The following is a 16,201-nucleotide window of genomic DNA, read 5'->3' on the forward strand; positions in this document are numbered from 1 at the left end:
GGGCGTGACTTGATCGGGATACAGGCACCTGGAAAGGCGACTTCTGCAGCGCCTTCACCTCCCGAGCCTCGGCGACAACGACATCGGCGGTCAGCCAGATCAGGCTCGATGTTGCCTCTCGTATTCCCTTAGGATGGTGTGCCCGGATGGAATTCTTTGTGCGGACGCCACTATCGTGGCGGCGCCGTCGGTACAGGAGACGGCTTTTTCGCCCAGACCTTGATGAAGCCGGCGTAAGTCAGCCGCAAGTACTGCCGTCATGAATCCGCGAGGTTTCGTGGCGAGTGACTTGGCTCTGTGCAGAGCCCATTTCCCGCTCTTTCGGCTAATTCCCTTGTTCCAGCCGGACCTGCCGATCAACCCGCTGCGGGGTCGGACTACGCAAAGCGTGCCGTCGCTCACGGCTTCGCCATCGCGATGATCGCGGTCCCGGCTGGACCCGACGGGCGCCTGTCGAGCGGGGAATGGTCTCCGCGACCAAGGAGCCAAACAAATGTCGCACGAACTCAGCCTCGCTCAGAGCCACGCCTGGAACCTCGCTCGCACCCTGATGACGCCGGTCATCCTGTTCAAGGTCAATGACAACGAGTACGGCGTTCTCCCTGCCGAAGACCTCGACGGCGACGAGGTCGAGGCGATCTGCGAATACTGTCCATACACAGGCGGCCGGCCGGTTCATTGAACTGGCCTCTATGCCACGGCGTCCCGCTTGCGAGCGGCAGGCCGCAAGGGAGGCTGCGCCGCGGCGAAAGCCGCGCCCTTGCGCCCTTTGCTCTTCGCGGCGGTTGCGGAGTGTTCCGCGAATTGTGTGGAAGAAGTTGACTTGAAGAAAAACCGGCCGGAAGGGCTCTCGGGAGAGAAAAATGGAAAAGACGGATATAGAAGCGCTGCGCGGCCGGGTCGGCTGTGCCGCGGTGCTGGAGACCGGCGGCTTCACGGTCGACTTCAAGGAAAGCACTCGCAAAGCGGTTAAATACCGTCGTGGAAACGATATCATCATCGTCATCCATGATGGCAAGGGATGGTTCGACCCGTTGTCGGATCGAAAGGGCGATGTTTATTCGCTGGTACAGCATCTGGATGGCGGCGATTTCCTGGAAGCCCTCTTGCAGGTAGCCTCGCTTGCGGGGTTCGTGCCGAGCGAGCCGGAATGGAAACGACAGTCTCGGGAGACCGAACCCGACCAGTCAGTTCCGAAGCGATGGGCGGCCCGACGCAAGCCGTGGCGCGGGTCGGCGACCTGGCGCTATCTGCGCGATGAGCGGCACATTCCCGAACAGGTCATTGCGACTGCGATCGCTCAGAACGTTCTGAGGGAAGGCCCGCGCGGCAGCATGTGGGCCGCCCACAGCGACGCGGCCGGTCTCGTCACCGGCTGGGAGGAGCGCGGACCGCAATGGCGTGGCTTTGCGGCCGGAGGCGGCAAGGTGTTGTTCCGGTTGGGGACGGTAAAGGCCACCCGGATCTGCGTTAGCGAAGCGGCGATTGACGCCATGAGCCTGGCCGCGATCGAACGGATCCGGCGCGATACGCTGTATGCCAGCACCGGCGGCGGCTGGTCCCCGGCGACGGACACAGCGCTTCGCATGTTGGCGGGGAGCCCGAACAGGCGGCTTGTAGCGGCCACCGACGCCAACCCGCAGGGCGAGGCATTCGTGTCGAGGCTGCGTGAGCTTGCCTGCGACGTGGCCTGTGACTTCGAGCGGCTGAAGCCGCTCGCCGAAGACTGGAACGCGATGCTGCAGGACGCGGCATCCGCCTGACGGCGCCGATCACTCAACCGCAGCGCAGAAGCGAAGATCGCCGGCCTGGGCTTTGCCATGGCCATGTCAACTCGAAACGGTGCGGCCACGAAGCCATGACAGCCGGTTCGCACCGCCAAGTTATGGAGGGCAGGGAGAAAAGAAAACCAAACCCGGCTGCCGCATGCCCGCCGGTCGCGTGCAAGGGTGAAGCTTCGCCCGGCTGCGCCGGCCCTTGACCCGCCCGGGCGGAGAGGCGGCCGCAGGGGAGGGGTCATGAAGGGCTGAAGATGATGGGCATCCACGAGGATGCTGCGCGCTCAGGCCCGACGAAGGCTGAAGGAGCCCAAGGATGAACCCCTTTTTTCCCAATCGTAAAGTCTACCAGGGCATCGCCGACCGCCGGCAGATGTTTCGCATGTTCGATCGCCATGCGCAGCGCCCGGAACGAGATCACGTCGATGCCGGATCTCTTTATAGCGGGGAGTGGTTCGAAGTCGGCCCCGTCGAGCACGACTACATGCTGGAGATCCTGCCACCGCTCTGGATGCGAGGCGAGATGTTCGGGCTGCGCGAGTTCCTTACCGACAGCATAACCAGCGTTTTCTACACGCTGCGCATCGACGGCAAAACGCGTTATTTCCATGCCTATTGCGATCTGAATGTGCCGCGATCGCCTGCCGAAATGCGCGATGCCATCGTCGAGCGCGAGTCCTGGCCGGTGAAGGCGATGACGCGCGAAGAGCGGCTGGAGCATATCTGGAGCGCCACGCACGACGAGTACCGTGGCTATGCCGGGGACCGCTGGCTGCCGGAGCATTGCGGCAAGCGCACGGTGCTCTGTTATGGCGGCCGGCAGGGCGCCATGCCGAAGCTGCTCGACGAGCTCACCGATGATGAGATCGCGGCGAAGCTGCCGGTGCATCTGCGCCACCTTCCCCTGGCCGTTGCCGCGTGAGGGGATGCGATGTTCACTTTTCCCATTCTTGCCGTTCGCAAGGTCATCGAGCGCGGAAAAACCGATGCCGCCAACAACGGCGGTTTTCGCAATCCTTATTATGGCCTCAAGCCCGGTCAGGGCGAGATCCCCGGCCTGTGGCTGGTTGGAGACCAAGGTGTCTACCTATTGTCGAACGGAAAACTCGCAGACGGCGAGCGCCCGCTCGTCCTCTATTCCGAAGAATGCCACCCGATCGGCAACCCCGACTGGTTTCACTACAAGCAGCGCCATTTCGGTGGCGACGACGGCATCGAATTCATCGACGCCGAGCAATTGATCCCGCTGTTCGATCGCAACCTTCGCTGCACGCATCTGCGCTTGCAACTCACCGAGACCGAAGTCTCGCTGTCGCTGATCGCCCGCTAACCCCAGCAAATCTGCCAGCCCTTTCACGCGGACGCCAACGCTGTCCGCGCGATCGTGCTCGCCCTCAAATCCAAGGAGATTTTCCATGGCTCATGACGACCCCTTTACCATCGACCTGTTCGGCAGCACGGCCATTTCGTCCGGACTTGGCCTCGGCGTCACGGCCTTCGCGGCTGACTTCGGGCCGGGCGATGAAGATGATCCCGATTCTGCCGCGCCTTCGCCGGTCACGCCGGCGGTTGCAGCCATGCAACCGACGTCGAAGCCTCGACGGGTTCATGGACTGAACTTTCATCTTGCCGGCGATCGTGGGCTGACCCGTGGCTGGAAGGATCGGGCCCGCGACAACATCGCTTCGATCAGGCTCGCCGCCGAGATCGAGTCTGACCAGCGCCCTGCCACGCGCGAGGAGCAGGAGCGGCTGATCCGGTTCACCGGCTTTGGCGCGTCCGACCTTGCCAATGGTGTCTTCCGCCGTCCCGGCGACCTCGGATTCCGTAAGGGCTGGGACGACATCGGCTCGGATCTGGAAGATGCCGTCGGCGAGATCGACTACGCCTCGCTCGCGCGCTGCACCCAATATGCCCACTTCACGCCTGAGTTCATCATTCGGGCGATCTGGTCAGGTCTCCAGCGTCTCGGATGGCGCGGCGGTCGGGTTCTTGAACCAGGCGTCGGAACCGGCCTGTTTCCGGCGCTGATGCCGCAGTCCCTGCGCGGCGTCTCCCACGTCACCGGGATCGAACTCGATCCCGTCACCGCGCGCATCGCCCGGCTGTTGCAGCCGCAAGCGCGGATCATAGCCGGCGATTTCGCCCGCACCGACCTGCCGGCGAGCTTCGATCTCGCCATCGGCAATCCGCCGTTTTCGGACCGAACTGTGCGCTCAGATCGGGCGTATCGGTCGATGGCATTGCGGCTGCATGACTATTTTATCGCGCGCTCCGTCGACCTGTTGAAGCCGGCGGCATTCGCCGCCTTTGTGACCAGCTGCGGCACGCTTGATAAGGCCGACACGACCGCGCGCCAGCATATTGCGAAGACCGCCGACTTGATCGCCGCCATCCGCCTGCCCCAGGGCAGTTTCCGCGCCGACGCCGGGACGGATGTCGTGGTCGACATCCTGTTCTTCCGCAAGCGCAAGATCGGCGAGCCAGAGGGCGACCTGTCATGGCTCGACACCGAAGAAGTTTGGGCCGCGACCGCAGATGAGGGCGCGATCCGCGTGAACCGCTGGTTCGCGCGCCACCCGGATTTCGTGCTCGGCACGCATGCCTCGATCTCGGGGCCTTACGGCGAGGCCTATTCCTGTCTGCCCCATCCCGGCGTCGATCTAGAGCGAGCACTCACCGCAGCGATCTCCCTCCTTCCGGAAGCCATTTACAACGGCGAGCCGGACGAGATTGATCATGACGCCGAGGACAGCGACGATGCCGTCGATGCCCTGCCGCAAGGCGACGGCGTGCGCGAGGGCAGTTTCTTTGTCGCGAAAAATGCCGCCCTGGCGCAGATGATCGACGGTGCTGCCGTCACCATCACTGTGCGCAACGGCCGGGCGAGCGAAGGCGTGCCCGAAAAGCACGCGCGTATCATCCGCAAATTGATCCCCATCCGTGATGCCGTGCGTGAAGTCCTGAAGGCGCAGGAGTTCGACCGGCCATGGAAGCCGGCCCAAATCAAGCTGCGCATCGCCTGGTCGAATTTTGTGCGCGCATTCGGCCCCATCAACACGACCGTCGTTTCCACAAGCGAGGACACCGAGACCGGCGAGGTCCGCGAAGTGCATCGCCGGCCTAACCTCCAGCCCTTCCTCGACGATCCGGATTGCTGGCTGGTGGCTTCCATCGAAGACTACGATCTTGAGACCAATACCGCCCGGCCGGGTGCGATTTTCACCGAGCGCGTCATCGCGCCGCCAGCAGCACCCATCATCACAAGTGCTCCCGATGCGCTTGCTGTCGTGCTCAACGAACGCGGCCATGTCGATATCGATCACATCGCCGAGCTGCTGCACGCCGATGCCGAAGCAGTCATCGCCGAACTCGGCGGCGCCATCTACCGCGATCCTGAGACCGGTTCCTGGCAAGCGGCCGACGCCTATCTCTCCGGCCAGGTCCGCGACAAGCTCAAGGCCGCACAAGCCGCCGCCGCCCTCGCCCCCGTCTTCAAGCGCAATGTCCATGCCTTGGTCGAGGTTCAGCCGGCCAATCTTCGCCCTTCCGACATTATTGCCCGTCTTGGCGCACCATGGATCCCCGCCGCCGATGTTGCCGCCTTCGTCAAGGAGACGATGGGCGCCGAGATCAGGATCCATCATATGCCGGAGCTGGCATCGTGGACGGTAGAGGCGCGGCAATTGGGATGGATGGCGGTCGGCACGTCCGAATGGGGCACCGATCGCCGTCATGCCGGCGAGCTCATAGCCGACGCGCTGAACAGCCGGGTGCCGCAGATCTTCGACACGGTGAAGGAGGGCCAGGCTGAAAAGCGCGTGCTCAATGTCGTGGATACGGAAGCCGCCAAGGAAAAGCTGCAGAAGATCAAGACCGCTTTCCAGAACTGGATCTGGTCCGATGCCGACCGGACCGATCGGCTGGCGCGGGTCTATAACGACCGCTTTAACAACATCGCCCCCCGACGATTCAACGGGGATCACCTGAAACTTCCAGGCGCCTCCGGCGCCTTTTCTCTATATGGGCATCAAAAGCGCGGCATCTGGCGCATCGTCTCGGCCGGCTCGACTTACCTCGCCCATGCCGTCGGCGCCGGCAAGACCATGACGATTGCCGCGGCCGTCATGGAGCAGCGCCGGCTTGGCCTGATCGCCAAGGCCATGTTGGTCGTTCCCGGCCATTGCCTGGCACAGGCGGCCCGCGAATTTCTGGCGCTCTATCCGACCGCGCGAATCCTGGTGGCCGACGAGACGAATTTTTCCAAGGACAAGCGACATCGCTTCCTGTCACGGGCGGCGACCGCTGCTTGGGACGCGATCATCATCACGCACAGCGCCTTCCGCTTCATCGGCGTGCCGTCGGCATTCGAGCAACAGATGATCCACGACGAACTGGAACTCTACGAGACGTTGCTGACCAAGGTCGAGAGCGACGACCGCGTCTCGCGCAAGCGCCTCGAGCGGCTCAAGGAGGGGCTCAAGGAACGGCTGGAGGCGCTGGCGACCCGCAAGGACGACCTGCTCACCATCTCCGAGATCGGCGTCGACCAGATCATCGTCGATGAAGCCCAGGAGTTCAGGAAGCTCAGCTTCGCCACCAACATGTCGACGCTCAAGGGCGTCGATCCGAACGGCTCGCAGCGGGCCTGGGACCTTTATGTCAAATCCCGGTTCGTGGAGACGAAGAATACGGGCCGGTCGCTCGTGCTGGCCTCGGGCACACCGATCACCAACACGCTTGGCGAGATGTTCTCGGTGCAGCGCTATCTTGGTTACGAGGCGCTGCTTCAGCGCGGCCTGCACGAATTCGACGCCTGGGCTTCGACCTTCGGCGACGTCACGACTGAACTCGAATTGCAGCCATCCGGCAAATACAAGCCGGTGACGCGCTTCGCCACCTTCGTCAACGTGCCGGAGCTGATCGCGATGTTCCGCTCCTTCGCGGATGTGGTGATGCCGCAAGACCTTCGCGACTATGTGAAGGTGCCGGCGCTTTCGACCGGCGCGCGTCAGATCATCACCGCCAAGCCGTCCGCGGCCTTCAGGCGCTACCAGATGGTGCTCGACGCCCGCATCAAGGCGATCGAGGAACGCGACGGTCCGGCAGAAGCTGGTGACGACATCCTGCTGTCGGTTATCACCGATGGCCGGCACGCTGCTATCGACCTGCGCCTGGTTGATCCCGACAATGACAATGAGCCGGACAACAAGCTCAACGATCTGATCGGCAATGCCTTCCGTATCTGGCAAGAAACAGCGCAAAGCAGCTATGTCCGCGCCGATGGCAAGCCGTTCGAGCTTCCTGGCGCGGCGCAGATGATTTTTTCCGATCTCGGCACGATCAGCGTCGAGAAAACCAGAGGCTTTTCGGCCTATCGCTGGATCAGGGACGAGTTGGTCCGCAGGGGCGTTCCGGCATCGGAAATTGCGTTCATGCAGGATTTCAAGAAGTCGGAGGCCAAGCAGCGCCTGTTCGGCGATGTGCGGGCCGGAAAAATCCGGTTCCTGATCGGCTCCTCCGAAACGATGGGCACCGGCGTCAACGCGCAGCTCCGCCTCAAGGCGCTGCATCATCTCGACGTACCGTGGCTTCCTTCCCAGATCGAGCAGCGCGAAGGTCGTATCCTGCGGCAGGGCAACCAGCACGATGTCATCGATATCTTCGCCTACGCCACAGAAGGATCGATGGACGCCCAGATGTGGCAGAACAACGAGCGCAAGGCCCGGTTCATCGCGGCAGCCCTCTCCGGAGACACGTCCATTCGGCGGCTGGAGGATATGGGCGAGGGGCAGGCCAACCAGTTCGCTTTTGCCAAGGCGATCGCCTCAGGCGATCCGCGTCTGATGCAGAAGGCAGGTCTGGAGGCAGACATTGCCCGCCTGGAGCGCCTTCGCGCGGCCCACATTGATGATGAGCACGCCGTTCGACGGCAAATCCGCGACGCCGAGCGCGATATCGAATACGCGACCCGGCGCATCGGCGAGGTTGGCAAGGATATCGAGCGCCTCATGCCGACGACCGGCGATGGGTTCGGCATGGTGGTCGGGGGCGACGCGTTCACGCAGCGCAGACTCGCCGGTCGTGCGCTGATGAGGGAAATCCTGACTCTCGTGCAGCTTCAGCAGAATGGGAAAACCACCATCGCCTCCATCGGCGGGTTCGATTTCGAATATTCCGGCGAGCGCTTCGGCAAGGACGGCTACCGCTATGCCACCATGTTGATGCGCACCGGCGCCGAATATGAAATCGAGCTGCCGGTGACCACTACGCCGCTTGGTGCGATTTCTCGCCTCGAGCATGCCTTGGCCGGCTTCGAGGGCGAGCAGGTACAATACCGCCAGCGTCTTGAGGATGCCGAGCTCAGGCTCACCTCCTATCGCTCGCGTCAGGGCGGCGAGTTCGGATTCTCTGGTGAACTGGCTGAGAAGCGCCGGCAGCTTGCGGAAATCGAAAACGATCTTGCGTCTTCGATTGATGGCCAGGATCCGCGTGCAGCCGCATAGCAGGCTCGAACAGGCTGCCGCTCATGTCAGTCATTGATCGGCGGCAAAGGTTCAAGGTGGCTCGGGTGCAGGCGATGCAGGAGGCGCGCCGAACTGCTTACCCATGTTGATGCCACGTTTCTGTCATGCTCGGCTCCGGCCAGCCAGACCACATGACGTAACGTCAAGAATCAGCTAACTGGATCATCGCGGCGGACCTGATTGGACCGTCCGGCCGGCGCCTGCCAGAGCCCCCCGCAAAAGCAGGCGCCGGCCTTTTAGCGCTTGAAAGGCGAGCACTCATATTGTTCGTCTTGTCCCCATCCAGACACGAGGCAGTTGCGATGGACGACACCAAAGGCGGCGCAAACCACACGTCCGTTGAGATAGTCGAGGCGATGGGCGAGTGGTTCGTCCGTGTTGTTGGGAACGGCGAAGAACTTACCCGATCATTCGACTTAGAATCGGTCGCCCTTGCGTTCGCGGAACGCCAACGGATACGCCTAGGGCTTAAGGACTTCGGATCTGACCCGACTTCGCGTTCACACCATAGCCGCCTAAATTCAGTTTGCTATTGATCCGTTGCGGGACGGCCCTATGTCGTGCCGATCAACTTCCGTTCTTCACCATAAGACGGCAGGACCAAAGTCTTGCGCCACGCGAGCAAAGGTCTGACGTAACCGCTTTGGTTCCGTACTTGTCCGTTGGACGTTCCGTTATTTTAGCTAATCGGCATATAAGCGGCCCGTCACTGGCTGACGGGCCGCCTGTTTTTTTGGTCTACAGCCGAACCGGCCAAAAAGAACGCATCAATATTGGCGTCGCTCTTGCCCAGCGCCGCAAAGCCGGTCGCTATCATTGGCTTAGAATAGATCAGGCCCGGTTGCGTACTGGACATTGCTCAAATAGAGATGGGACAAATCAGACAAAAGGACCGACACATTGACAGAAGAATCCGACCGCCGCGCCGCCGAACTAGCCGAGCTTACTGCGGAGATTGTGTCCGCCTACGTAAGTAAGAACCCTGTACCGGCTACCGGCCTGCCTGAACTAATCGCATCCGTGCACATGTCTCTGTCCGGGCTTGGTACGCCGATCGCGCCTGTCGTTGAGCCGCACTCCCGCGGTCAACCCGAAGAAGTCGGTGACGCCAGATTTCATTATCTGCCTCGAAGACGGCAAAAAATTCAAATCCCTGAAGCGGCACCTTAGCACGGACTTCGGTCTGACGCCGGACGCCTATCGCGAGAAGTGGGGCTTGCCGCGCGACTATCCGATGACGGCTCCGAATTACGCCGCTCAGCGCTCGCAACTGGCGAAGTCCATCGGGCTTGGACGCAAGGCTGAACCCGTCGCACCAGCCAAGAAGGCACCCGCGAAGCGGAAAGCCAAAGTGTCCGCCACCACCTGACGCTACGTAACGACTCAGCTATGTCAAGGCGCGGCGGATCCCAATCCCGCCCGTGGCCGGCGCCATTCGGATAAGCTCCAGCGAGGGCGCCGGCCTTTGTTCTTAGCGTGGCGGAACTCGCCGGGCGAAGAAACCCCAACCACCTCAAGCCCGGCGAGCCTAGACCTGATCAAAGTACGCGATCAGGACCGGGATCCACCGGCACCACGACCGAAGCAAGCGCAATGCCAACACTTTGGTCCCGAAATGGGACAATGCCGGGTTCCCTCGCTAGCACCCGGGTTTCTCTTCAGAAAAACCAACGTAGAACAAAAACCCCGTGAGCTTAGGAATAAAACCCGCTCGCAGATCGGGCGGGCCGCTGACGCTGGCGCTCAACCGCGCCGCTCGCGATCCCGGCCGCGTCGTCCTGCGCAGGGCTGTTAGCCCCGCTCGGCCAGCCGGGCAGGGATGCTCGGCCGCAGGTGCACCGGCCCGCCCGCTCCGCGGGCCGGGGGGATGTCTTCGGGAAGAAGACGAGGAAGGACGCAGCGATCAGCGGTGTCCGCAAAACCCTTGAAGGAGCATCTCCATGGAACTGAAGTTTGTCGACCCGCGCGCGCTGAAGGATAACCCTGACAAGGCGCGACGCTCGAAGTCGAATCCGCAGGCCGACGCGCTGCTGCTGGCTACGATCCGTGCCGTCGGCATCGTGCAGCCGCCTGTCGTCGCGCTGGAGACCGATGGCGGCAATGGCTACGTCATCGATGCCGGCCATCGTCGGGTGAAGCAGGCGATCGCGGCCGGTCTCGAAGAGATCGCCGTGCTGGTGATCGAGAGGGCCGAGGATGGCGGCGCCATGCGCTCGCTAGCGGAAACGCTCGCTCACGAGCAGCTCAATCCCGTCGACCAATGGCGCGCCATTGAGCGGCTGGTCGCCCTCGGCTGGACCGAGGAAGCGATCGCCGTCGCTTTGGCGCTGCCCGTCCGCCAGATCAGGAAGCTGCGCCTGCTCGCCAACGTTCTGCCGGCCATGTTGGAGCAGATGGCCAAGGGCGACATGCCCAACGAGCAGCAGTTGCGCACCATCGCCTCGGCTTCGCTTGATGAACAGAAGGAGGTCTGGAAGAAGCACAAGCCCTCCAAGGCCGATCCCCAGGTGTCGTGGTGGAGCGTGGCGCAGGGCCTGACGAAGCGCCGCATGTACGCGCGCGACGCCAGCTTCGGTGACGATCTCGCCCAGGCCTACGGCATTGCCTGGGTCGAGGACCTGTTCGCTCCGGCCGACGAGGACAGCCGCTACACGACGGATGTCGAGGCCTTTCTTGGCGCCCAGCAGGAGTGGATGGCAAACGCTGTGCCCAAGCGTGGCGTGATCGTGGAAGCCGGTCAGTGGGGCGAGCCGAAGCTGCCGGCCAAGGCCGAGCGTCTGCACGGTAAGCCGTCCAAGTCCGATCACACCGCCATGTATCTCGACCGCGACGGCAAGGTGCAGTCGGTCGCGTACCGCATGCCGGCGGCCAAAAAGCCAAAGGGCAAGAATGGCGCTTATGTCGAGGCCGATGGCGATGGTATCGTCGTTACGGCAAAGCCGCGTCCGGACCTCACGCGCAAAGGCATCGAGATGATCGGCGACCTTCGTACCGACGCACTGCATGAGGCGCTGTCGCGCGCACCGATCGAGGACGACACGCTGATGGCGCTGCTCGTTCTCGCCTTCGCCGGCCAAAATGTGACAGTGGCATCTGGCGCCCGCGACATCTCCTGTTACGGGGCGGCAGGTCTCGGCGAACATGCCGCGCGCTTGTTCGACCAGGAGGGCAAGCTCGCGTTCGACATGGACACGCTGCGCTTCGCCGTGCGGTCCTTGCTGATCGACGTTCTGTCCTGCAGGGAGAATCGTTCGGACAGCGGCGTTGTCGCCCGTGTCGCCGGCGACGTCATCGCCGCCGACAGCTTCTTAGCCAACATGGGGACGGAGGATTTCCTGTCATGCCTGTCGCGGCAGGCATTGGAAAGTGCCTGCGCGGATACATCCGTCCTGCCCCGTCAGAAGGTCAAGGATACCCGTGCGGCCCTGGTCGAGCACTTCAAGGAAGGCCGCTTCGTCCACCCGTCGGCGCGGTTTGGGCCCACTCCGGAAGGGCTGACCTCCTGGCTGAAGAAGAACGAGGCTAGGGAACAGCCTGACGACGGCACGCCGGAGGACCAGGACGAGCTCGAAGGCGATGCGGTTGTCGAGCCCGCGCATGACGACGTTGGCGAGCACCCCGCTCCGCAGGAGGAGGACCTCACTGACGAACAGATCGAGCCTTACAAGGTGGCCGCCGAGTAGGCGGCTGCGCCTTACCTTTCCCTTCGAACGATCATTCCGCCGCCGGCACATCACCGGCGGCGGTTCTGTTTCCACCATGAGCACCACGGAGAAAACTATGTCCGCCCAATTAATCTATGACCTTGTTCCACTCGCATCCATCCTGACTTATTCCGACGGATCCCCACGCCCGCCAGAGCGGCATCGCAAGAAGCTCGCAGCCTGGGAAAATCGCAACGGCGGCGGTCGCCTGATCCGCAAACAGGCCGAGGCCCGCATCGGCAGTACGACGCTGCCCGCCTCGATCACCCTGCAAAAGGGCGACTATGGCAGTCAGGGAACCATTGTGCTGGGCGTCCACCAGACGTTTTCGGTGAACAGCGACCTGAAGTTTTCGGTCAAGCAGCGGCCCGCCATCGGCTCCGTCCTGGTGCTCGACCGCGCCGGCGCCGATGCCGAGCTTGTCCATCTTGCCGCCAATCGCAGGGCCGCCGAGGAATGGCTTACCCGCCACGACTATCCCAACGCCGTGTTGCAGCAAGCCACGGCCGACACCGTTTCAGGGTCTGGCCGGCACCCTTGACCTTGAGGTCCTTGACGAGGACGACGGAGTCGCCATCGGCGAGCACGTTGCCGGCGGCATCGCGCACTTCAATTTTCCCGGCAGAAGCTGCAATGGCAGCCATCTCCGATGCTGGTCGCCATTCCCCTGTCGTGTCGTCATAGACGTAGTCGTCATTCTGATCGGTCATTGCTGCCCTCGTTTCGGAGTTGAACACGCTACGCTGCCAGCCCGACATGGGAGCAGGCCAAAGAGTTGATCCACAGCGGCGGACCGGCGCAGCTCATCTATACCGGCAGGAGCCGACGTTTAACGACTGACGTCCCTCGCGCAGCTTGGCGGGCAGGCGGATTGGCGGCGGGAATGAACACTGCATTTCCTCGCGCATGCCGATGTCCGAATTTCATCCCTTGCCGGTCTTCCCGGCGGGTTTGCTGCGGTCTGAACCGGCGGCTGTCCGCTTCAAGGCCGCTATCGCGCCGCGGGGCGGCCGGATCCCGCCGATCTCGGCAAGGCTGGCCCGCGTCCCGCGCAGGGCCAGTGAAGAACTGACCCCGCTTGTCCGCAAGCCAACCTCGCTCGCCTGGCAGGCTCCGGACCCTGAAGCGTCCAGCTTCCGCCGGTTCCTTTTGACCGCACCCGCAGGAAAGACCGGCAAGGGCCGGAACACCTGAAGGGCATCGCTAGAAAGGAAAGCTCAATGTCCAGTTCAACCCGCTCCACCAAGGCCAAGGCCCGCGTCGTCCAGCTCCGCAAGGGCACAACCCTCGAAATGGTCCGGCTCTGCTGCCCGGATGGCCGCCAGGCCACCCTCATTTCCGAAAGCTTCGGCCTCTCCATCCTCGACAGTGACGGCATCCGTGAATTCCACGAGCGCAGTCTGATCGAAAGCGCCGATACGCTCTCCGAGGGCCTTTCCGAAAAGGCCATGCAGATCCACCTGCAAAGGATCGTCGGCTCGCATGTCGGTTCGGCCTATGGGGCAGGCCAGTTCTACTCGAAGGCCGTAACCGAGGCGAAGGATGCCACGGCCAAGCTCGCCAATGACACCCGCGACGAGGACATTGACGGTCCGGTCGGCTTCGACAGCAAGGCCCAGCGCAAGCGCGAATTCGCCGCCGAAATGGGCCTTCAGGCACATGCGCTGCGCATGGCGGCCGAGGGCGCCGTTGCCGCCTACGAGCACATCGTCGGCGAGAGCTGGAAGCCCTACGAACGCCAGACCGAGAACCCCGGCCAGACAGTCAACCGGCAGGCAGCCGATCTCCAGATGGCAGCCCTTGGCTAATCCCAATGGGCGGAGCTTCGGCTCCGCCCGATCCTCCCATACTGAGGCTGGTGTCCCTCGGGGTCGCCGCCCTCTTTGCATGTGCCAAAGGCACCGAACTCAAAGAATGGAGATGGGCTGGTCGTCGGGACCGCGCCAATCGCGGCCGTCACGAATGATGGTCCTGCTCCGGTCCTCGTGCCGCGAAACGGCTGCGCCGTCCTCCACTGACGTTGCGGCCCGCAAGCGACGGTACTCAGCTTCCCCATCGATCGTCCGCGGGTTCGCGGACCTGCGGTCCTGCGCGTGCGGACCTCGTGACGGCCGCGATTGGCGCGGCCTCGAATGGAGGTTTGAAATGGACAGGAAGAGCAACAAGCCCCGCGTCGACATCTACGCGAAAATCACCGATCGTATCGTCGCGGATCTGGAGAAGGGCGTGCGTCCCTGGGTCAAACCGTGGAGCGTTGCGAATACGACCGGTCGCATCACACGGCCGCTCCGTCACAACGGCCTGCCGTATCAAGGGATCAATACACTGCTTTTGTGGTCGGAGGCGGTCACGAGAGGCTTTGTCTCTCCGGTCTGGATGACGTTCAAGCAGAGTGCGGAGCTCGGGGGTCATGTTCGCAAGGGCGAGACCGGCTCCATGGTTGTTTACGCCAGCCGGTTCACTACGACGGAAACCGACGCGCATGGCGAGGAAGTCGAGCGGGGTATTCCGTTCCTCAAGGCCTACACGGTGTTTTGCGCCGACCAGATTGAAGGTCTGCCGCCGCACTATCATGCGGCACCAGAGCCTGCCGCCGATCCTGTCCAGCGCATCGAGCATGCCGACCGTTTTTTCGACAACACCGGAGCGGTTGTGCGGTATGGCGGAGACAAGGCCTATTATTCTCCCTCTTCCGACCATGTGCAGTTGCCTTCACCGGAATTTTTCCGGGATATGGCTTCATTTGTCGCCACGAGAGCACACGAGACCCTGCATTGGACATCGGCTCCTCAGCGGCTGAACAGGGACCTCAGCCGCTACCACAAGGATCGCACGGATCGGGCGCGCGAAGAATTGCTCGTCGAGCTTGGTGCTGCGATGCTCTGCGCAGACCTCGACATCGTCCCCGAGCTCGAGCCGAGGCCCGATCATGCCGCCTATATTCAAGGCTGGGCCAGCCTGCTGGGCAGCGACAAGCGGGCGATCTTTCAGGCGGCCGCCCACGCACAACGCGCGGTCAATTATCTCCACGAATTCCAGCCGCAGGCGGAAGAATTGGCGAGTGCGGCCTGATGTTACGCGCTCAACTGTTACAAGGGGGGCCGAGCCCCCCTCGATCCGCTTTCGCGTCATCAGTTTGGGCGCGGGAGTGCAATCGACCCCCTCGTCCTGATGGCGGCACACGGTTATTTTAGCGCTATATTCGCCGATACTTGCTGGGAAGCGGCCGTTGTCTGTGACCATCTTCGCTGGTTGCCTCGCCGAATGTGCTGCCCTTGCGCGAAATCTCCCCAACGTCGCTGAGGGCAAGCATCGGGCATGATTCCCGCTTTACCCCGGCACCGTCGACCGGGATTTCCATGCGGATAAGCCGAGCCGCGAGACCATAGAGAAGCGCATAACTCGGCGGGATTGCCTCAACTAGGTCGACATCTTGACGTGGCCGGCTAAGGCCAGCTCGACCTTTGGCCAAATGAAGGATGTGCGGCGTGTGATGGTCCAGTTTGGCAAGCGTCGTTCGCTCGGCAGAGCACATCAGGGTGAGGCCCCGCCTTGCGGCTGGCCCCGTTCGGGCGGTAACCCGGAGCCGAACCCTGATCAGCCCGCTGGTGCCGGCGTCCAGCCCAAAGATGGCTATCGATGTCCGCTATGCGGCCGCTCCTGCTTGAACAGCAGATTATCGGGCTCCTGGGACTCGCCTCGCGGCCCGTCATCGTTCGACCGATATCAGGAGGCGGGTGCGTCTCTTTCCGAGCTATCCGTCGTTCTACAATGACGCGTGACGGGGACGGCCAGGCTTGATGATGCCTGACGTTAGTCGAAGTTGCGGTGATCATTCCGATGGGAGCTCGACCGTCGTCTGGCCGGCGGTTTCATGGAAAGGCCCACCACCTGCGTCCTCGATGGGGCTGGTCTGACCGAAGGCCGTCTTCGCTTCGCTGCGCCTCGTTCTTAAACCCGCAACAGCCGGTCGCGACTTTCTTCCCCTGGCGACTGCGCCGCCATTCCGCGCGGAACAAGAAAGCCTCCCCCTGGCTGCCCTTCACTGTCGTTGCGGCCCTAAGGACCACCCCCAAGGACCGGCGCCCAATGGGCCCCCGGCGGGGGGCGGCGGGCGCCCCCCGGCCCGCCACCCCCCAACCAGGCCCGGGGGGCACCGCCCCCGCCACTGGCGAAATAAAACAAATCAACG

Annotated in this window: 10 protein-coding genes and 2 pseudogenes; 11 read left to right on the top strand and 1 reads right to left on the bottom strand. The window is 62.9% G+C overall.

Going from position 1 to position 16,201, the window contains the following annotated elements; translation table 11 throughout:
* The first annotated feature begins 493 nt into the window (after positions 1 to 493).
* The 8 genes and pseudogenes from NKJ08_RS24335 to NKJ08_RS24370 all read left to right on the top strand — a co-directional run bounded on the left by NKJ08_RS24335 (position 494) and on the right by NKJ08_RS24370 (position 12,550).
* Entirely contained in the window at positions 494 to 682 is a 189-nt protein-coding gene (locus NKJ08_RS24335) for a hypothetical protein (protein WP_352603798.1), read from the top strand.
* 181 nt (positions 683 to 863) lie between these two features.
* A complete protein-coding gene (locus tag NKJ08_RS24340) occupies positions 864 to 1,763 on the top strand; it encodes a DUF3991 and toprim domain-containing protein (RefSeq protein ID WP_352783690.1) in 900 nt (299 codons plus the stop codon).
* Between the two features lie 331 nt (positions 1,764 to 2,094).
* A complete protein-coding gene (locus tag NKJ08_RS24345; RefSeq protein ID WP_352783692.1) occupies positions 2,095 to 2,700 on the top strand; it encodes a DUF1419 domain-containing protein in 606 nt (201 codons plus the stop codon).
* Between the two features lie 9 nt (positions 2,701 to 2,709).
* On the top strand, positions 2,710 to 3,108 hold the full coding sequence (locus NKJ08_RS24350) for a DUF3085 domain-containing protein (RefSeq protein ID WP_352783695.1): 399 nt from the start codon (positions 2,710 to 2,712) through the stop codon (positions 3,106 to 3,108).
* Between the two features lie 85 nt (positions 3,109 to 3,193).
* Entirely contained in the window at positions 3,194 to 8,284 is a 5,091-nt protein-coding gene (locus NKJ08_RS24355) for a helicase-like domain-containing protein (RefSeq protein ID WP_352783697.1), read from the top strand.
* Between the two features lie 921 nt (positions 8,285 to 9,205).
* Positions 9,206 to 9,674 (top strand): annotated as a pseudogene (locus tag NKJ08_RS24360) (Ros/MucR family transcriptional regulator).
* A gap of 571 nt (positions 9,675 to 10,245) precedes the next feature.
* Positions 10,246 to 11,988: a ParB N-terminal domain-containing protein gene (locus NKJ08_RS24365; protein WP_352783699.1), complete on the top strand. Its 1,743-nt coding sequence runs from the start codon at positions 10,246 to 10,248 to the stop codon at positions 11,986 to 11,988.
* Between the two features lie 97 nt (positions 11,989 to 12,085).
* Positions 12,086 to 12,550 carry a UCP036055 family protein gene (locus NKJ08_RS24370; RefSeq protein ID WP_352783701.1) on the top strand — a complete coding sequence of 155 codons (465 nt, stop codon included), beginning with the start codon at positions 12,086 to 12,088 and terminating at the stop codon, positions 12,548 to 12,550.
* Here NKJ08_RS24370 and NKJ08_RS24375 read toward each other — a convergent pair.
* A pseudogene (locus NKJ08_RS24375) lies at positions 12,522 to 12,719 on the bottom strand (PhnA domain-containing protein); the annotation flags it as partial. The gene NKJ08_RS24370 and the pseudogene NKJ08_RS24375 overlap by 29 nt on opposite strands.
* 202 nt (positions 12,720 to 12,921) lie before the next feature.
* Between NKJ08_RS24375 and NKJ08_RS24380 the strand changes: the two are divergent.
* The 3 genes from NKJ08_RS24380 (at position 12,922) to NKJ08_RS24390 (ending at position 15,081) form a co-directional block, all read left to right on the top strand.
* Positions 12,922 to 13,203, top strand: coding sequence for a hypothetical protein (locus NKJ08_RS24380; RefSeq protein ID WP_352783703.1), 282 nt, complete (start codon positions 12,922 to 12,924; stop codon positions 13,201 to 13,203).
* A gap of 26 nt (positions 13,204 to 13,229) precedes the next feature.
* Complete coding sequence (locus NKJ08_RS24385) at positions 13,230 to 13,817, top strand: hypothetical protein (RefSeq protein ID WP_352783705.1); 588 nt, start codon at positions 13,230 to 13,232, stop codon at positions 13,815 to 13,817.
* 337 nt (positions 13,818 to 14,154) lie between these two features.
* Positions 14,155 to 15,081 carry an ArdC family protein gene (locus NKJ08_RS24390; RefSeq protein WP_352783716.1) on the top strand — a complete coding sequence of 309 codons (927 nt, stop codon included), beginning with the start codon at positions 14,155 to 14,157 and terminating at the stop codon, positions 15,079 to 15,081.
* The last annotated feature ends 1,120 nt before the right edge of the window (positions 15,082 to 16,201 follow it).

It is taken from the genome of Mesorhizobium sp. M0244, assembly GCF_040321795.1.
Classification (GTDB): Bacteria; Pseudomonadota; Alphaproteobacteria; order Rhizobiales; family Rhizobiaceae; genus Mesorhizobium.